The sequence below is a fragment of the Cellulosimicrobium sp. NPDC057862 genome (assembly GCF_042797035.1).
Classification (GTDB): domain Bacteria; phylum Actinomycetota; class Actinomycetes; order Actinomycetales; family Cellulomonadaceae; genus Cellulosimicrobium.
Genome location: NZ_JBHVMH010000020.1, coordinates 24,779 through 42,535, shown reverse-complemented (window position 1 = coordinate 42,535; position 17,757 = coordinate 24,779). Strand labels below are relative to the sequence as shown.

Annotated in this window: 18 protein-coding genes; 10 read left to right on the top strand and 8 right to left on the bottom strand. The window is 74.7% G+C overall.

Annotated elements, in window-relative coordinates; translation table 11 throughout:
• The first annotated feature begins 4 nt into the window (after positions 1–4).
• A complete protein-coding gene (locus ACFVN3_RS18385; protein WP_378234409.1) occupies positions 5–988 on the top strand; it encodes a bile acid:sodium symporter family protein in 984 nt (327 codons plus the stop codon).
• A 25-nt stretch (positions 989–1,013) separates the two neighbouring features.
• Here ACFVN3_RS18385 and ACFVN3_RS18380 read toward each other — a convergent pair whose 3' ends face one another.
• From ACFVN3_RS18380 to ACFVN3_RS18370, 3 genes are all read right to left on the bottom strand, one after another.
• Positions 1,014–1,472, bottom strand: coding sequence for a SufE family protein (locus ACFVN3_RS18380; RefSeq protein WP_378234407.1), 459 nt, complete (start codon positions 1,470–1,472; stop codon positions 1,014–1,016).
• A 158-nt stretch (positions 1,473–1,630) separates the two neighbouring features.
• Positions 1,631–2,542 carry a sulfurtransferase gene (locus tag ACFVN3_RS18375; protein ID WP_378234406.1) on the bottom strand — a complete coding sequence of 304 codons (912 nt, stop codon included), beginning with the start codon at positions 2,540–2,542 and terminating at the stop codon, positions 1,631–1,633.
• A gap of 111 nt (positions 2,543–2,653) precedes the next feature.
• Positions 2,654–3,046: a hypothetical protein gene (locus ACFVN3_RS18370; protein ID WP_378234405.1), complete on the bottom strand. Its 393-nt coding sequence runs from the start codon at positions 3,044–3,046 to the stop codon at positions 2,654–2,656.
• A 76-nt stretch (positions 3,047–3,122) separates the two neighbouring features.
• Here ACFVN3_RS18370 and ACFVN3_RS18365 point away from each other — a divergent pair, with 76 nt between their 5' ends.
• Positions 3,123–3,650 (top strand): SAM-dependent methyltransferase, encoded by a 528-nt coding sequence (locus tag ACFVN3_RS18365; protein WP_378234404.1) that lies wholly within the window; start codon positions 3,123–3,125, stop codon positions 3,648–3,650.
• A gap of 11 nt (positions 3,651–3,661) precedes the next feature.
• On the opposite strand, the gene ACFVN3_RS18360 is transcribed toward ACFVN3_RS18365, so the two are convergent.
• On the bottom strand, positions 3,662–5,050 hold the full coding sequence (locus tag ACFVN3_RS18360) for an aspartate aminotransferase family protein (protein ID WP_378234403.1): 1,389 nt from the start codon (positions 5,048–5,050) through the stop codon (positions 3,662–3,664).
• A gap of 107 nt (positions 5,051–5,157) precedes the next feature.
• On the opposite strand from ACFVN3_RS18360, the gene ACFVN3_RS18355 reads away from it, so the two are divergent.
• The 7 genes from ACFVN3_RS18355 (at position 5,158) to ACFVN3_RS18325 (ending at position 11,875) form a co-directional block, all read left to right on the top strand.
• Positions 5,158–6,111, top strand: a complete 954-nt coding sequence (locus ACFVN3_RS18355) for a LysR family transcriptional regulator (protein WP_378234401.1) — start codon at positions 5,158–5,160, stop codon at positions 6,109–6,111.
• A 60-nt stretch (positions 6,112–6,171) separates the two neighbouring features.
• Positions 6,172–7,488, top strand: a complete 1,317-nt coding sequence (locus ACFVN3_RS18350) for a transcriptional regulator (protein WP_378234400.1) — start codon at positions 6,172–6,174, stop codon at positions 7,486–7,488.
• Positions 7,489–7,658: 170 nt separating this feature from the next.
• Positions 7,659–9,182, top strand: coding sequence for an aldehyde dehydrogenase (gene adh / locus ACFVN3_RS18345; protein WP_378234399.1), 1,524 nt, complete (start codon positions 7,659–7,661; stop codon positions 9,180–9,182).
• A gap of 108 nt (positions 9,183–9,290) precedes the next feature.
• Positions 9,291–9,725, top strand: coding sequence for a DUF779 domain-containing protein (locus ACFVN3_RS18340; protein WP_378234398.1), 435 nt, complete (start codon positions 9,291–9,293; stop codon positions 9,723–9,725).
• Positions 9,726–9,765: 40 nt separating this feature from the next.
• Positions 9,766–10,050: a DUF6412 domain-containing protein gene (locus tag ACFVN3_RS18335; protein WP_378234397.1), complete on the top strand. Its 285-nt coding sequence runs from the start codon at positions 9,766–9,768 to the stop codon at positions 10,048–10,050.
• 122 nt (positions 10,051–10,172) lie between these two features.
• Entirely contained in the window at positions 10,173–10,958 is a 786-nt protein-coding gene (locus tag ACFVN3_RS18330) for a YidC/Oxa1 family membrane protein insertase (protein ID WP_378234396.1), read from the top strand.
• 56 nt (positions 10,959–11,014) lie between these two features.
• The gene (locus tag ACFVN3_RS18325) at positions 11,015–11,875 is read left to right on the top strand and encodes a phosphotransferase (RefSeq protein WP_378234395.1); all 861 of its coding nucleotides are present in this window, start codon (positions 11,015–11,017) and stop codon (positions 11,873–11,875) included.
• Positions 11,876–11,943: 68 nt separating this feature from the next.
• On the opposite strand, the gene ACFVN3_RS18320 is transcribed toward ACFVN3_RS18325, so the two are convergent.
• The gene (locus ACFVN3_RS18320) at positions 11,944–12,309 is read right to left on the bottom strand and encodes a DoxX family protein (RefSeq protein WP_378234394.1); all 366 of its coding nucleotides are present in this window, start codon (positions 12,307–12,309) and stop codon (positions 11,944–11,946) included.
• 154 nt (positions 12,310–12,463) lie between these two features.
• On the opposite strand from ACFVN3_RS18320, the gene ACFVN3_RS18315 reads away from it, so the two are divergent.
• Positions 12,464–12,904, top strand: coding sequence for a winged helix-turn-helix transcriptional regulator (locus ACFVN3_RS18315; protein WP_378234393.1), 441 nt, complete (start codon positions 12,464–12,466; stop codon positions 12,902–12,904).
• 52 nt (positions 12,905–12,956) lie between these two features.
• Here the strand turns inward: ACFVN3_RS18315 and ACFVN3_RS18310 are convergent, their stop codons facing one another.
• The 3 genes from ACFVN3_RS18310 to aceB form a co-directional block, all read right to left on the bottom strand.
• Entirely contained in the window at positions 12,957–14,732 is a 1,776-nt protein-coding gene (locus ACFVN3_RS18310) for a SulP family inorganic anion transporter (protein WP_378234391.1), read from the bottom strand.
• A gap of 102 nt (positions 14,733–14,834) precedes the next feature.
• Positions 14,835–15,629, bottom strand: a complete 795-nt coding sequence (locus ACFVN3_RS18305) for a hypothetical protein (protein ID WP_378234390.1) — start codon at positions 15,627–15,629, stop codon at positions 14,835–14,837.
• Positions 15,630–15,984: 355 nt separating this feature from the next.
• Entirely contained in the window at positions 15,985–17,748 is a 1,764-nt protein-coding gene (aceB, locus tag ACFVN3_RS18300) for a malate synthase A (protein WP_378234389.1), read from the bottom strand.
• Between the last annotated feature and the right edge of the window lie 9 nt (positions 17,749–17,757).

Sequence of the window (17,757 nt, the reverse complement as noted above, 5' to 3'; positions counted from 1 at the left end):
CCCCGTGCGCGCAGTCCTGAGCCGGTGGGTCGACCCGTTCGTCGTGACGCTGCTCGTCGTGCTCGTGCTCGGGCTCGTCGTGCCGGTGGGGCCGGGCGCGCAGCGCGTGGTCGACGCCGTCGCGGACGTCGCGGTCACGGTCCTGTTCCTCGTGTACGGCATGCGCCTGTCGACGCGCGAGGTGTGGGCCGGGCTGCGGAACTGGCGCCTCCAGGGCGGCATCCTCGCGGCGACGTACGTCGCGTTCCCGGTGCTCGGGCTCGTCACGGCATGGGCGATCGAGCCGCTCGTCGGGGCGCCCCTGGCCGCGGGCGTGCTCTACCTGTCCCTGCTGCCCTCGACGGTGCAGTCGTCCGTCGCGTTCACGTCGGTCGCGCGCGGCAACGTGGCGGGGGCCATCTGCGGCGCCACGGTGTCGAACGTGGCCGGCATGGTGATCACCCCGCTGCTCGTGCTGTGGCTCATGAGCGGCCCGGGCGGGGCAGCCGGCGCCGACGGTCCCACGGGCGGGCTCGGCGGGCTCCGGACCGTGCTGGTCCAGCTCCTGCTGCCGTTCGTCGTCGGGCAGCTCCTCCAGCCGTGGGTCGGCGACTGGGTCCGCGCGCGGCGCTGGCTCACGCTCGGCGTCGACCGCGGCACGATCCTCGTCGTCGTGTTCGGCGCCGTCGCGGCCGCGTCCTCGGCGGGCGTGTGGTCGAGCGTGTCCGGCTGGTCGATCGTCGCGCTGCTCGTCGTGAGCGCGCTCGTCCTCGCTGCGATGCTCGCGCTCACATGGTGGGGCGGGGCCGCCCTGCGACTCTCGACCGAGGACCGGATCGCGCTCCTCATGTGCGGGTCCAAGAAGTCGCTCGCCACGGGTCTGCCCATGGCGAGCGTGCTGTTCCCGGTCGCCGTCGCCGGCGTCGTCGCGGTACCGGTGATCGTGTTCCACCAGCTCCAGCTCGTCGTCTGCGCGGTCCTCGCGCGCCGCCTCGCGCTCCGCGACTGACCGTCGGTGCCGGCGGGACCCTGGGTCAGGGGCGCGCGGCGACCTGCTCGCGCACCTGGCGCTTGGCGCGCGTGAGCATGCCGTTCATGCCGCCGATGCGCAGCGGGCTCACGGCCCGCGTGAGACCGATCGACATGGGGAAGTCGTCCGGCACGTCCAGCACCTGCTGCGCGGTCAGGCCCGAGAGGCCCTGGGCGAGGATCGACGCGAACCCGCGCGTCGTCGGCGCCTCGGCGGGAGCGGTCGCGAAGAAGTGCACGACGCCGTCCGCGTCGACCTCGGCGAACGCGCGCACGGGCGACTGGCACTCCTCGATGCGCTCGAGCATCCCGGGTGCGCTCGCGTAGCGCTCCGGGAGGTCGGGCAGCTCGTTCGCGAACTCGAGCAGGAGCTGGAGGCGCTCGCGCTCCGGCAGCGCGAGGAAGTCCTCGCGGATCTCCGCGAGGGCCGCGGGCAGGGACGAGGTGTCGGACGAGGAGCTCATGATGTCGATCCTTGCATCGGGGACGTGCGGCCGGGAGCTGGTCCCACCGTGCGGAACGCCCGGCGCGCGCGACGTATGCCCGCGGCAGACGCCGACGGCGCACGGCGGGCCCACGAGGGCCGGCCGCGCGCCGTCGGGCGTGCGGTGCGAGGGGTGCGTCAGTTGAGCGACGCAGGGGCCGCGCCGGCCTCCTCGCCCTTGACGATCGGGACGCGCACCGCGTTGCCCCACTCGGTCCACGAGCCGTCGTAGTTACGGACCTTGTCGAAGCCGAGGAGGTAGGTCAGCGCGAACCACGTGTGGCTCGAGCGCTCGCCGATGCGGCAGTACGTGACGACCTCGTCGTCCGTCGCGAGGCCGAGGCCGCCCTCCTGGTAGATCGCCTCGAGCTGCTCGCGCGACTTGTACGTGCCGTCCTCGGCGACCGCGGTCGCCCACGGGACGTTGCGCGCCGTCGGGATGTGGCCGCCGCGCAGCACACCCTCCTCCGGGTAGTCCGGGATGTGCAGGCGCTCACCCGTGTACTCCTGCGGGGAGCGGATGTCGACGAGCGGCCCGTTGCCGATGTGCGCGAGGACGTCCTCCTTGAACGCGCGGATCGTCACGTCGTCGCGCTCGACGACCGGGTACTCGACGGCCTCCGGCGCGGGGACGTCGGTCGTGACCTCGCGGCCCTCCGCGATCCACTTGCCGCGGCCGCCGTCGAGCAGGCGCACGTCCTCGTGGCCGAACAGCGTGAAGACCCACGCGGCGTACGCGGCCCACCAGTTGTTCTTGTCGCCGTAGACGACGATCGTCGTGTCGCGGCCGATGCCCTTGCCGCCGAGGAGCTGGGCGAAGCCCTTGCCGTCGATGTAGTCGCGCGTGTCGGGGTCGTTGAGGTCGGTGTGCCAGTCGATCTTCACCGCACCGGGGATGTGACCGGTCTCGTAGAGCAGCACGTCCTCGTCGGACTCGACGACGACGATGCCCGGCTGGCCGAGGTGCTCGGCGAGCCAGTCCGTGCTCACGAGGCGGTCGGGGTGGGCGTACTGGGTGATCTTCTCGGTGGTGTCGAGCGGTGCGGGCATGGTGTCCTCCGTGCGGCGGGAGCTGGGTGTCCGAGGTGGTGGTCCGTCCGAGCGTCAGGCTAGGTCGGCTGTCCGCATCACGGAAGGCCCGTCGCGCATGCTGAGACGGTGTTACGCCAGGTGCCGCAGGCCGTGCCGCAGCAGGAGCACGGACGCCCCCAGGTTGAGCGCGGTGGCCGCCCGGACGTCCGCCCCGGGTGCCCGACGGCCCCACGCCGCGGGCTCGACGAGCGTCCCCGCGAGGGAGGTCGAGCCGAGCGCGACGCACGTGCGCGCCCAGCCGCGCGCGCGGCCCGCGCGGGGCGCGGCGAGGGCCACGAGCGCGGTCACGGCCACGGGGATCGCGGTGCCGCCGCCCAGCCCGAGCGCGACGGTGCGGGCGGCGGGCAGCGGGAGGGGGTCGCGTCCGAACGGCTCGGAGTGCAGGTCGTGGCGGACCGCCGTCCACGACCCGAGGGCGGTGGCGGCGGCGTAGGCGAGGACGACGGCCCCGGCACCGGCCATGCCTCCGACCGTACGCCCGGGCCGCTCGCCGTGCTCGCCGTTCGCCGCTGCTCGCCCGTCGGTCCAGACTGACGGCGTGGTGGGTGCCGTCCCTGAGCGGGTCCAGCGTGCCGTCGCGCTGCTCGACCTGCGCGGCGACGCGGCCGTGCTCGAGATCGGGCCCGGCCCCGGCGCGGCCGTGGAGCTGGTCCTCGCGCGTCACCCCGGCGTGCGCTACGTCGCGCTCGACAGGTCCGCGACGGCCGTCGCCCGCACGACGGCCCGCAACCGCGCCGCGGTCGACGACGGCCGGCTCGTCGTGCGTCAGGGGGACGTCTCGGACCCCGACCTCGCCGACACGCTCGGTGGTCCGTTCGACGTCGCCTTCGCCGTGAACGTCAACGTCTTCTGGACCCGGGCCGCGCACGCCGAGTCGAGCGCGCTCGCGGCCCTGCTCGTCCCGGGCGGCGTGCTCTGGCTGGTCTACGAGACGCCGGGCGGGGACGACGGCCGCGTCGTCGACGGCGTCCGTGCGTCGCTCGCCGTCCCCGGGATGGGCGCGCCGGTCGTCGTGCGCGACGGCGTGGTGGCCGTCGGCGCACGCCGCACGCCCGCCGGGGAGTGACCCGGGCGCGCTCAGCCGAGCAGCTCGCGCTCCGCCTCGCCGAGCGCGCGGTCGAGGAGGTCGAGACCGAGGTCGAGCTCCTCCTCGCTCACCGTGAGCGGGGGCGCGATGCGGAACACGCCGCCCATGCCCCGGAGCTGCACGACGTTCATGTGCAGCCCGAGGTCCAGCGCCCGCCGGGTGACCAGGGCGCCGAGCGCGTCGGCGCCCTCCTTCGTCTCGCGGTCGAGCACGAGCTCGATGCCCTGGAGCAGACCCCGCCCGCGTACGTCGCCGATCGTGGCGTGGCGGTCCTGGAGGTCGAGCAGCCCGGCGCGCAGGCGGTCGCCCAGCACGCGCACCCGGGCGTCCATCCGCTCGGCCTCGAGCACGTCGAGGACGGTGTTGCCGACCGCCGCGACGAGCGGGTCCGAGACGTGCGTCGTGAAGAACAGGAAGCCGCGCTCGTGCGCGCGCTCCTCGATCTCGGCGCTCGTGATCACCGCGGCGAGCGGCAGGCCGGCGCCGAGCGTCTTGGAGATCGTGAGGATGTCGGGGACCACGGGCTCCTCGCCGTCGCGGCCCTCGAACGCGTACCAGGAGCCCGTCCGGCACAGCGCGGTCTGCGCCTCGTCGAGGATGAGGAGCATCCCGCGCTCGTGGCACTTGTCGCGCAGCGCCGCGAGGTAGCCGGGCGGCAGCTCGACGATCCCGCCCGAGCTGAGGATCGGCTCGACGATGCACGCCGCGAGGCTCCCCGTGGACTGCACGTCGACGAGGTCGAACGCGAGGTCGAGCTGGCGGCGCCAGTCGTGCGCGCCGTCGGGCGTGAGGTGGTCAGGGCGGTACGCGTTCGGCACGGGGATGACGAGGTTGCCGGGCGCCGTCGGGCCGTAGCCGCGGCGTCCCGCGCTGTACGTCGCCGCGGCTGCCGCGTGCGTCATGCCGTGCCACGACCCGGCGAGCGAGACGACCTCGTGTCGACCCGTGACGAGCTTCGCCATCCGGATCGCGGCCTCGTTCGACTCGGCGCCCGTCGTGAGGAGCAGGACCTTCTCGAGCGGGTCGGGCAGCGTGCCCGCGAGGCGCCGCGCGAGGTCGACGACGGGGCGCGAGAGCATCCCCGAGAAGAGGTGGTCGAGCGTGCCGATCTGGCTCCGCACCGTCTCGACGATCGCCGGGTGGCTGTGCCCGAGGATCGCGCTCATCTGCCCCGACGTGAAGTCGAGGACCTTCCGGCCGTCGGCCGTCGTGACGAAGCTGCCCGACGCGCTCTCGACGATCTCCGGCGTGAACGGCCCGCCGTACCGCACGAGGTGCCGGTCGGCGTCGGCCCAGAAGGTCGCGGCGTCGTCCCCCGCCCGCTCGGGGACGGGCCCGGCGGCGGACGACGAGGCGAGGGCAGGGGAAGGCGCGGTCATGGGTCGAGCGTAGGGACGGAGCACTGTGCGCGTACAGCACGATTTCTCGTACAGTCTGTGCGGGAAACCCGCACAACCGACGACGACCGCACGGAACGGAGGACCGCGTGCTCAACGCCTCCCGGCTTCAGATCCTCGCCCGACTGGAGAGCCTCGGGACCGTGCGCGCGGTCGGTGCGTCGCTGCACCTGAGCCCGTCCGCGGTGTCCGCGCAGCTCGCGGCGCTCGAGGCCGAGACCGGGGCGCGCCTCGTCGAGCGGACCGGGCGGAGGGTGCGCCTCACGCCCGCGGGGCGCACGCTCGCCCGGCACGCGCGCGTGATCCTCGACCAGATGGCGCTCGCCGAGGCGGAGCTCGCCCACCCCGACGGGCAGCCGGCCGGGGTCGTGCGCGTCGCGGCGTTCTCGAGCGGCGTCCGCGCCCTCGTGATCCCCCTCGCGCGGCGGCTGGCCGTCGAGCACCCACGGGTGCAGGTCGAGGTCGTCGAGCTCGACCCCCGCGAGAGCGGGCCCGCGCTCCGCCGCGCGGACGTCGATGTCGCGGTGACCGCCGACCTGCTCGACGGCGCGCGGCTCGCCGGGCCTGACGTCGCGACCGTCTCGCTGCTCGAGGACCCGGTCGTCCTCGTCGCGCCGGCGGGTGCGTCGGCGAGCGAGGCAGCGGGGGAGGGGCCGGTCGACCTCGCCGGTCTCGCCGACGCGCGGTGGGCGGCGGACCTGCCCGGCCGGTACCTGTCGACCCTCGTCGAGAGCGCGTGCCGCGACGCCGGGTTCGAGCCGCGCGTCGTCGCGCGGCTGCCCAGCTATGAGCTGCTGCTCGCCCACGTCGAGGCGGGGCTGTCCGTCGCGCTGCTGCCGGGCCTCGCCGTCGACCCGCGCTACGACGTCGTCGCCCGCCCGCTGCGCTCGCCGCGGACCCGGCCGGTGTACGCCGCCGTGCGCCGCGGCGCCCCGCCCACCGCGGCGACGAGCGTCGTCCTCGCCGGGCTGCGCCGCGTCGCGGCCGACGCGACGGCCGCGACGGCCGCGGTGGGGCGGGCGACCGCCCCGCCGCCGCGGTAGCGGGCCGACGGGCGAGCCCTACACTGGGGCCCAGCACCGCACGACGACGTGGGAGGTCCCGTGTCGCGCACCCTCGCACCGCCGCTGCGCTCGGACGCGCACCCGCGTCGCCCCGACGCGCGCCGCGACGCCCGCTCCGTCCGCGCGGCCTACCGGTCCTTCCTCACCGACGGCGTGCTCCCGTCCGGCGTCCACCCGGTGGTGGCCGACTCGTGGCGCCGGTCCGTGCACAGCGGCGTCGACCCCGAGGGCCCGCGCACGGAGTCCGCGCTCGCCCACGACGACCTCGTCGCCTACCGCCAGGCCCACCCGCTCGCGGGTGTGATGCCCGTGGTGCGCGAGCTCGTGGTCGACGCCGCGGCGGACGACGGCCTGGCCGTCGCCGTGTCCGACGACGCGGGTCGCCTCCTGTGGGTCGAGGGCAGCCGCTCCCTGCGGGACGCCGTCGACCGCGTCGGGTTCGTCGAGGGGTCGGTGTGGCGCGAGGAGCGCGTCGGGACCAACGCCCCCGGGACGGCGCTCGCCGCACGCCGAGCGGTGCAGGTCCTCGGCGCGGAGCACTTCTCCCGGCCCGTGCAGGCGTTCAGCTGCACGGCCGTCCCCATCCACGAGCCCGGGACCGGCCGGGTCCTCGGCGTCCTCGACGTCACCGGCCGGCAGTCGGCAGCCTCGGGCGTCGTGCTCTCGCTCGTGCGCGCCACGGTGCTGAGCCTCGAGCGCGAGCTGGCCGAGCGTGCGGTTGCCGCGACGACGGCGACCGACCGCGCCGGAACGCTCCCCGTGCCGCCGCCCGACGGAGGACCCGAGCTGTTCGTGCTCGGCACGACGCCCGTGCTCCGCGCCCCCGACGGCTTCGAGCACCGGCTGTCGTTGCGGCACGCGGAGATCCTCCTGCTCCTCGCCGCGCACCCGCGCGGCCTCGCCGCCGACGAGCTCGCCGTGCTCCTGCACCCCGGTGCACTCTCGGACGTCACCGTGCGCGCGGAGGTCTCGCGCCTGCGCCGCGTCGCCGGCCCGCTCCTCGCCGGCTCCCGCCCGTACCGGCTCGCGCGACCGCTGCGGACGGACGCCGACGTCGTGCGCGACCGGCTCGCGGTCGGCGACGTCCCGGGGGCGGTCGCCGCCTACGGCGCACCGCTCCTCCCGCGCTCCGGCGCGCCCGCCGTCGAGCACCTGCGCGCCGAGCTCGCGGCGGAGCTCCGCGCGGCCGTCGTGTCGGCGGGCGACGCCGCCGTCCTCGACGCGTGGACCCGCACCGACGACGGCGCCGAGGACCACGCCGCGTGGACGCGCCTCCAGCGCGTCGCCGACCACGGCAGCCCGCTCTGGGTGCGCGCCCGCGCCCACCTCGACCTGCTCGACGACGAGCTCGCCTGACCGTCATCGTCGCTGCAACGGTCCTGCAACCCCCAGGTGCCTAGCGTCGTGCCACGGCGCGACGAGGCGCCGTGCCGTGCACCGCCGTCGGGCACTCCCCGCCCGGAGGCGACCTCCCAGGAGCGCGGCGAGATCGAGCGCCGCGAGTCGGCGCGACGAGGAGGCAGACGATGACGGTCTACGCAGCCCCCGGCACGGACGGGGCGATCGCCGAGTACAAGTCCCGGTACGACCACTGGATCGGCGGCGAGTACGTCGCGCCGTCGAGCGGGCAGTACTTCGAGAACCCCAGCCCCGTCACGGGCCGCGCTTTCACCGAGGTCGCGCGCGGCAACGCCGACGACGTCGAGCGCGCGCTCGACGCCGCGCACGGCGCCGCCCGGTCGTGGGGTCGCACGAGCGCGACCGAGCGCGCCAACATCCTCAACAAGATCGCCGACCGCATGGAGGAGAACCTCGAGCGGATCGCCGTCGCGGAGACGTGGGAGAACGGCAAGCCGGTCCGCGAGACGCTTGCGGCCGACATCCCGCTCGCGATCGACCACTTCCGCTACTTCGCGGGTGCGATCCGCGCGCAGGAGGGGTCGATCTCCGAGATCGACGAGGACACGATCGCCTACCACTTCCACGAGCCGCTCGGCGTCGTCGGGCAGATCATCCCGTGGAACTTCCCCATCCTCATGGCGGTGTGGAAGCTCGCCCCGGCGCTCGCGGCAGGCAACTGCGTCGTGCTCAAGCCGGCCGAGCAGACGCCCGCGTCGATCCTCTTCCTCCTGGACATCGTCGGGGACCTGCTGCCCCCAGGCGTCGTGAACGTCGTCAACGGGTTCGGCGTCGAGGCCGGCAAGCCGCTCGCCTCCAGCCCGCGCATCCGCAAGATCGCGTTCACGGGCGAGACGACGACCGGCCGGCTGATCATGCAGTACGCGAGCCAGAACATCATCCCGGTCACGCTCGAGCTCGGCGGGAAGTCGCCCAACATCTTCTTCTCCGACGTCGCCGACGCGCGCGACGACTTCTACGACAAGGCCCTCGAGGGGTTCACGATGTTCGCCCTCAACCAGGGCGAGGTGTGCACGTGCCCGTCGCGCGCGCTCATCCAGTCGTCGATCTACGACACGTTCCTCGGCGACGCGGTCGAGCGCACGCGGGCCGTGCAGCAGGGCAACCCGCTCGACACCGCCACGATGATCGGCGCCCAGGCGTCCAACGACCAGCTCGAGAAGATCCTGTCGTACATCGAGATCGGCAAGGCCGAGGGCGCGAAGGTCCTGACGGGCGGGACGCGTGCCGAGCTCGGCGGCGACCTCGCGGGCGGGTACTACGTGACGCCCACGATCTTCGAGGGCAAGAACTCGATGCGGATCTTCCAGGAGGAGATCTTCGGCCCCGTCGTCGCGGTCACCGACTTCTCCGACTTCGACGACGCCATGACCATCGCCAACGACACCCTCTACGGGCTCGGCGCCGGCGTCTGGTCGCGGTCGGGGAACACCGCCTACCGCGCGGGCCGCACCATCGAGGCCGGTCGCGTGTGGACCAACTGCTACCACGCCTACCCGGCGGCGGCGGCGTTCGGCGGCTACAAGGGCTCCGGCGTCGGGCGCGAGAACCACAAGATGATGCTCGACCACTACCAGCAGACGAAGAACCTCCTCGTCTCCTACTCGGCCCAGAAGCTCGGCTTCTTCTAGGTCGCTCCCCGCCGAGCGTGCGGTTGTCTCCCGTCCGAGAGCGTCGACAGGAGACAACCGCATGCTCGGCGGCAGCAAGCGCATGCTCGGCCCACCCCAGGAGGTTCCGTGCTCGACGACGTCCCCTCGCCCGGCCCGGCCGGCGCGGCCCCGGCGCGGGTCGCGCTCACCGACGACGCCGCGGCGCTGCTCGCGCGGCTGCGACCGGTCCACGGCGACCTCATGTTCCACCAGTCCGGCGGGTGCTGCGACGGGTCGTCGCCCATGTGCTACCCGCAGGGGGACTTCCTGCTCGGCGAGGCGGACGTGCACCTGGGCGACCTGGTCGTCGGCGGCGCCGACGGGGACCGGGCCGACGCGTTCGCCGTCCCGGTCTGGATGAGCCGCGCGCAGTTCGAGTACTGGAAGCACACGCACCTGACGATCGACGTCGTGCCCGGCCGCGGCGCCGGGTTCAGCGTCGAGGCGCCCGAGGGCGTGCGGTTCATCATCCGCTCGCGCCTGCTCACCGACGACGAGTGGGCGGCGCTCGGCGTGGCCTAGGCTGGGGCCACGGCCGCCCGTGAACGGAGAGGAGGGCGCGATGAACGACCTGCTCGTCGTCGCGCGCGACGTCGCGTCGGCGCTCGCGCTCCTGCTCGGCACGTCGACCCTCACGGCCACGCTCTTCCTCCTCGGCGCCACGGCCCTCGTCGCGGCCGTGGCCGCGATGACCGCGCGCTGGGGCGCCCCGCTCTCGCTCGGCGTCGCCGCGCGCCCGGCGGGCCGGCTGCGGGACACGGTCGACGTCGGTCCCGCCGTCACGCAGAGCGACCCCGACGCCCCTGGCCGTGCCCGGCCACGCGCGCCCGGCCTACCCCTCGGCTGATCACCCGGCCGAGGTCTCTCCACCGCACACCCCGCACGCACGACGCTGCGGCGTGCCCCTGCCTGCCCGGCTCAGGGTGATCGGCGAACGCGTACCCCGCACGTTCGACCGAGGACACCACCATGAACCTGCTCGACCTCCCGCTCGTCTCCACGGTGCTCGACGCCGCCTACCGCGCCCTGATGGGCCTGTCCGACCTGCTCGAACCCGTCGCCGGAGGCGCTGCGGCCGCGGCCGCCGTCGTCCTGGTGACGCTCGCCGTCCGCGCGCTGCTCGTCCCCGTCGGCGTCTCGCAGGCCAAGGCGGAGCGCGACCGCGCGCGCCTCGCGCCCCGGCTCGCCGAGCTCCAGCGTCGCCACCGGGACGACCCGCAGAAGCTCCAGCGCGCGACCCTCGACCTCTATGCCAGCGAGGGCACGACGCCGTTCGCCGGCTGCCTGCCGATGCTCGCCCAGGCACCCGTGGTCGCCGTCGTCTACGCGCTGTTCCTGCACGCCCAGATCGCCGGTCACGCGAACGCGCTGCTGGACCACACGCTCGGGGGAGCGCCCCTCGGCACGAGCCTCGTCGGCTCGTTCGGCGCGGGCGCGGCGGGCGTCCCGACCCTGGTGGTCGGGGGTGCGGTCGTGCTTCTCGTCGCGCTCGTCGGGGAGCTCACGCGCCGGGCGTCCCAGCCCGGTGGTCGTCTCGCCGTGCCCCGGACGTCGACCGGCCCCGGCGCCCCTGGTGCCGGCCCCCTGGCCGCGCCGGGTCTGCAGAACGCGCTCGGCGCGCTCCAGTTCATGACCGCGGTGATCGCGTGCTTCGTCCCGCTCGCCGCGGGCGTGTACCTGCTCGTGACGGTGACGTGGACGCTCGTGCAGCGGCTCGTCCTGCGCCGCCGGTACCCGTTCGAGGCGGTCGCGTAGCGCGACGGCGCGGCGGGCCTGGCCACGGGCCCGCCGCGCGTGCGAGGGTGTCGGGTATGACCGATCTGCTCCCGTACCGCGACGACGCGGACGACGTCGAGGTCCCCCTGCTCGGTGGTGACGTGTCGGACGGGATCGTCCGGCGCGGCGACACCGTCCGCCGTCCGCGCGGTCCGCACAGCCCCGCCGTCGAGGCGTACCTGTTGCACCTGGAGCGCGCGGGATTCGAGCGCGCGCCTCGGTTCCTCGGGATCGACGACGACGGCCGGGAGGTCGTGACGTTCCTGCCGGGCGAGATGGGCGGTCGCCCGCCGCACGCGTGGGCGACCGACGAGGACGTGCTCGTCCAGCTCGGGGAGTGGCTGCGGGACCTCCACGCCGTGTCGCACGACGTCGTGCTGCCTGACGGCGTCGCGTGGCCCGAGCGGGCGCAGTTCCCGGAGGTGCCGGACGTGTTCGACGTGCCGGACGTCGTCGGGCACAACGACCTCACGGTCGAGAACGCGCTGTTCGTCCCGGCCGGCGACGACCCGCGGGGTCCGCACCGGCTCGTCGGGGTGATCGACTTCGACCTCGCGGCGCCGACCACGCGGTTGCTCGACGTGGCGACGACCCTGCGCTACTGGGCGCCCGTGAGCGCGCCCGAGAGGCGGCCGGAGGTCCTGCGCGACCTCGACGCCCCACGTCGCGCGCGCATCCTCGCCGAGGCGTACGGGCTGGACCGCTCGGAGCGGCTCGCGCTGCTCGACGTGCTCGCGCAGCGGTTCGCGCGGAGCTGGTACGCGATGCGCCACGCGGCGCAGACGCGCGGCGGCGGCTGGCAGCGCATGTGGGACGACGGCGCAGGGGACGCCATCCGTGACGACGAGGCGTGGTTCGCAGCCCAGCGGGTCGACTTCGTGGACGCGCTGGGCTGAGCGCACCCCGCCGGCGGCGGGTCGCGCTCACGGCGCGGGCGTGCGCCGTCGTGGCCGGCGAGGTGCGCTCAGAGGGCCGCGAACCGGCCCACGGCGACGAACACGGCCAGGGCGAGCAGGACGACGTTGGCCGGTACGGCCTTCGCCTCGCCGAGCCGGACGTGCAGCGGGATCGCGCCGACCTGCGTGAGCGCGAGCCCGACGGCGGCGATCGGGGTGAGCACGGGCGCGATGCCGAGCGCCCAGGGGAGGATCACACCGACCGCCCCGGCGACCTCCAGCCAGCCGATCGCGCGAACGCCCGCGGTGCGCTCCGGCGTGACCCACCGCATCTGCTCCTGGAGCACGGGGATCGGGCGCAGGGCCTTCATGAGCCCGGCGCCGAGGAAGGCGGCGGCGAGCAGACCGGAGGCGATCCACAGGGCGACGTTCATGCGTGAGTCCTTCGAGGGGTACGGCGGCGACGGCCGAGGCGGCCGGTCACTCTTTGTGCCTGGGCACATCATGGGTAACCATGGGGGCGGCTACAAAAGGCACACCCGTGTGCGAGAGGCACACGGAGCAGCACGCCGAGGAGACGGAGACCCCATGACCACGACGCCGACCACCGACGTGCCCGTGGTGCGCGAGCTCGCCGAGCGGCACGGCCTCCCGGCGGAGGGCGGCTGCGCCGCGGCCGAGGCCACGAGCGAGGTGCGGTCGGTGCTCGACCGGGTGGGGGACAAGTGGAGCGTGCTCATCCTGGGCATGCTCTCGGGCGGGCCGCAGCGGTTCACGGAGCTCCTGCACGGCATCGACGGGATCTCGCAGCGCATGCTCACGCTCAACCTGCGGCAGCTCGAGCGCGACGGGCTCGTGAGCCGCACGGTGCACGCCGTCGTTCCGCCGCGCGTCGACTACGCGCTGACCGACCTCGGCGCGACCCTCCTGCCGCCCGTGCTCGCGCTCGTCGAGTGGGCGCTCGAGAACACGACCACGATCCGCGACCACCGCGACCGGTTCGACGCGCGCGGCGGCACCGCGGGCTGAGCCACCGGGCCGCGCGGCGACGTCTCCGCGACGTCTCCGCGACGGCGTCCGGTCAATCGCGGTGCAGTGCCGAGCGGACGCGCGACCACAGCCGCTTCATCGGCCCGTCCGGGCGCACGACGGGGATCTGGGTCGTCTCGACCCCGCGCACGAGCCACGCGTCGGCGTGCCGCATCGCGTCCGCGGTCGACTCGCCGACCACGGGTCGTGCCGGGAACACCGCGATCCGCTCGTGCAGGCGCACATCGATGACCTGGTCGAACTTCTCCGCGAGCGCAGGGTCCACTCCGCTCACGTAGAGCCGGCCCCCGTGCTCGCCGAGCAGGTCCGCGTAGTGCGCGAGCACGGTGAACGCGGTCGCTCCGAGGCTCGCGCGGCCGCGCAGGCGCAGCACCACGACGGCGTCGCGCGTGCGCGCGGGCTCCGGCAGCGCCGCCTCGAGCGAGCGGGCACCGGCGTAGAACAGGCTCCCGTAGACGTCGAGCACGGTGACCGTCGCGTCCTCGAGACGGCGGGGCGCCGGCTCCTCGCGGTAGCGGCCGCCCTCCAGGGGGACGAGACGGACGATCCGCAGGTCCTGCGACTCCCGGTTGGCCTGGAGCAGGATCGACAGCGCGGCCCCGATGCCGACCGCGGCCGCGACGGGCAGGAGCAGGGTCGCGAGGAACGTCGTCGCCATCGCGACCTGGGACTGGCTGCCCGTGCGCCACGCGGTGGCCATCGCCGAGAGGCGGATCGACCCGATCGACGCGACCGCGAGCAGCGCCGCGAGCGTCGCCGACGGGACCGCCCCGACCGGCCCGGACAGCGCGACGAGCACGACGAGCACCCACACGCCCGACATGATGCCCGCCCAGCGGTCGCGCGCCCCGGCCGAGGTGCTGATCGCCGTCTGGCTGACCGAGCCGCCGACCGGGATGCCGCGGAAGAACCCCGCTGCGAGGTTCGCGATGCCCTGTCCGACGAAGTTGCGGTTCGGGTCGGCGCGGCGCCCGCCGGGGTTCGGGACGGACTCGGCGACCCCCGCACCCTGCACGAGCACGATCGCTGCCACCGCGAGCGCGCCCACGGCGACGTCGACCGAGACGGATCCCAGGTCGGGCAGCGCGAGGGAGGGCAGGCCGGCGGGGATCGCGCCCGCGTCCCCCACGAGCTGGACGGACGTCGCGCCGAGCGCCCACACGCCGACGGCGGACGCCACGAGCGCGACGACGGCCGCGTACGGGGCGACGCGCGTCCGGCCGAGGAGCAGGAGCAGGACGACCGAACCGAGGCCGACCACGAGCGTCGGCACGTCCCACGTTCCGGGCGAGCGGAGCACCTGGTACGCCTGCCCGACGGCGAGCGACGCGGTGGGGTCGGCGCCGGTGAGGTCGTCGAGCTGGCCGAGCAGGATGTTGACGGAGACGCCGGTGAGGAACCCGGTCATCACGGAGTGCGACACGAAGCCCGTGAGCCGGCCGAGCCCTACGAGCCCGGCGACGACCATGAACGCCCCGGCGAGCGTCGTGAGGAGGATGAGCGCGGCGAGCCGGTCCTCGTCGGCGACGCCCTCGAGCGCCGAGCCGGCGGCGAGAGCGGCGGCGCTCGTCGTCGTGACGATCATGAGCCGCGAGTCGACGGTCAGCCCGCCCGCGATGCGCCCGACGGCCGTCGCGTAGAGGCCGTGGATGGGGTTGACGCCGACGAGCGTCGCCGTCGCCATGCCGTCGGGCACCCCGCCGACGGCTCCGGGGACGCCCGCGCCGGCCGAGCGCCAGAACGTCCCCGGGGCGGGCCGGACTCCGTCCCACCAGCCTCGGACGGCGCGGAGGGGCCGCGGGCTCATCGCGTCTCCCGCGGGTGCGCCATGGGGAGACTCTGGCACGGTGCGCGCCGGCCGACCACAGCAACGGACGGCGCCGTCGCCGCGCTCGGGGACGTGTGCGGGTCAGCCCGCGAGGGGGTCGTCCGCGGTGAGATACCAGGGCTCGTACCCCTCGAGCGAGAGCGTCCACAGCCCCGGCGCACCCGCGGGGACCGCGACGCACACGTTGCCCGACACGGTGTCGTCGGTCCCGACGAGGCCCGCCCCGACGAGGGCGTCGGGCACGGCGCCGCACTGCCCGTCCTCATGGACGCCGTCGTCGCCGACGAAGCCGACGTCGATCGCCCCCCACGCGCTCACCTGCGAGCTGGGGCCGTAGTACGTGGCGGTCACCGGGACGATCCAGTACTCCGTGCCCTCCGGCGGTGCGACGTTGACGTCGCTGTGCGCGAGGATCTCCGCGGTCGCCTCGTACGGCGGGTCGAGGAGGACCTCCCACTCCTCACCGGCGACGGTGTAGCCGTCGAAGAACCACGGGTCGGCCCGCGTCCCGGAGCCCTCCCACTCGCCCTCGGACCAGTCCTCGTCCGACCAGTCCTCGGACCACTCGTCCTCGACCGGCGCGGTGTACCAGTCGGCGATCCGCCCGCCTGCGTCGCTCGCGACGCCGGCGGCGAAGCCGACGCCGCCGCCCACCGCGAGGCACGCGGCGCCCACGATCAGCCCGACGGCGGTGCGCGAGAGCCCGCGGCGCGTGGCGGGCGGAGGCGGGCCGGGGAGCCCGGCGACGGGGTAGGTCGGCCCCGGTGAGAGCGGCCCTGGCGGGACGGGACCGTAGCCGACCGGGGCCGGACCGGGCCCGGTCGGGGGCGATGGCGGGGTGGCCTGCGGGGGAGCGGGGTACCCGGGCGTCGGCATCGGAGCCGACGTCGCCGGTGGCGCCGTCGGGGCCGGGGCCGTCGGCGCGGCGGGAGCCGTTGACGGTGCGGGGGCCGTGCCCGGCGTCGACTGGTTCGGTGGCGCGAAGGGGTTGCTCATGGCTGCTCCGGGGTCGTGCGGGCGAGCGCCCGGACGACCGTGTCGCCGTGCGTGGCCGGATGCTCCCACATCTCGGCCTGTCAGCACCAGGAGCGGGTCCGACGGACGGCCGGGGACGCGGACCGTCGTCGTGCACGCCACGACCTGCCGAGCACGACTCCACCCACCCGCGAGCACGACATGGGGGTCGCCAACCTGCGGACGACGACCCCCAGGTCGTGCTCGGCAGGCCCCGTTACGGCTGGTCGATCTCGGAGCCCACGAGGAACTGCGAGTACGCCCCGATGGTGAGGAACGTCGGGAAGTCCTCGGCGAGCGCGACGGCGCGGAACACGTTCGCCGCGTCGTCGATGCGGTTGCCCGGGGTGCGCGGCAGGTCGTCGACGATCTCGGCGAGGAGCGCCTCGACGCGGTCGCGCGTGATGGGCACGCCGTTCTCGGTGCGCGTGCCCGACGCGATCCACTGCCAGACCTGCGACCGCGAGATCTCGGCGGTCGCGGCGTCCTCCATGAGGTGGTCGATCGCCGCGGCGCCGACACCGCGCAGCCACGACTCGAGGTACCGCACGCCGACGGACACGTTGGACCGCAGGCCCGCGGCGGTCACGGTCGCCCCGGCGCGGCGGGCCGAGCCGATGTCGAGCAGCTCGTGCTGGCCCACCCGGACGTCGTCGCGCTGCCGGGAGACCTGGTTCGGCGCGTCCCCCAGCACCGCGTCGAACTCGGTGCGCGCGACCTCGATGAGGTCGGGGTGCGCGACCCACGTCCCGTCGAACCCGTCCGTCGCCTCGCGGCGCTTGTCGGCGCGCACCTGCTCGAACGCACGCTCGGTGACGTCGGGTCGGCGGCGGTCGGGGATGAACGCGCTCATCCCGCCGATCGCGTGCGCGCCGCGCTTGTGGCACGTCGCGACGAGCAGCTCGGTGTACGCCCGCATGAACGGCGCGGTCATCGTGACCTGCGCGCGGTCGGGCAGCACGTAGGAGTCGCCGCGCGTGCGGAACGCCTTGATGACGGAGAACAGGTAGTCCCACCGACCGGCGTTGAGCCCCGCGCAGTGGTCGCGCAGCTCGTGGAGGATCTCCTCCATCTCGAAGGCCGCGGGCAGGGTCTCGATCAGCACGGTCGCGCGGATCGTGCCCTGCGGCAGCCCCAGGTACTCCTGGGCGAGCACGAACACGTCGTTCCACAGCCGCGCCTCGCGGTAGCCCTCGAGCTTGGGCAGGTAGAGGTACGGCCCGCGGCCGCGCTCGACGAGCTCGCGCGCGTTGTGGAAGACGTACAGCCCGAAGTCGACGAGCGACGCCGACGCCGACACGCTCACGCCGGCCCGGTCGACGTACCGCATGTGCTTCTCGATGAGGTGCCACCCGCGCGGGCGGAACACGATCGTCGGCAGGTCGGTGAGCGTCGTCGAGCGCAGGCGGTACTCCTTGCGCTGCTCGCCCGAGCCGGTCGCGTGCTCGAGCGTGCCGCGGATCGCGTCGTGCAGCGCGAGCTGGCCCTCGATCACGTTGCGCCACGTCGGGCTCGAGGCGTCCTCGGCGTCCGCGAGCCACACCTTGGCGCCGGAGTTGAGCGCGTTGATCGTCATCTTGGGGTCGGTCGGACCGGTGATCTCGACGCGGCGGTCCTCGAGGCCCGGCGCGCCCGCCGAGCCCGCGACGCGCCACGACGGGTCGTCGCGCACGGGCCGCGTCGCGGCGCGGAAGTCGGGGTCGATCCCGTCCGCGACGTCCTGCCGGCGCTGCTGCCGGTCCATGAGCAGCTCGTGGCGGCGGGCGACGAACCGGTCGTGCAGCAGCGTGAGGAAGTCGAGCGCCTCGGGCGTGAGGATCTCGCGGTACCGCTCGCCCAGCGTGCCGGTGACCCGCAGCGCGCCCGACGGCGAGGGGCGGCCGGGGTGGGACGAGGACCCGGGGCGGATGCCGCCGTCGGGCCCGGCCTCGGGCGTGCTCGAGGGGGAGGGAGGAGAGGTGGTCGTGGTCAGCGTGGTCATGGCGTGCTC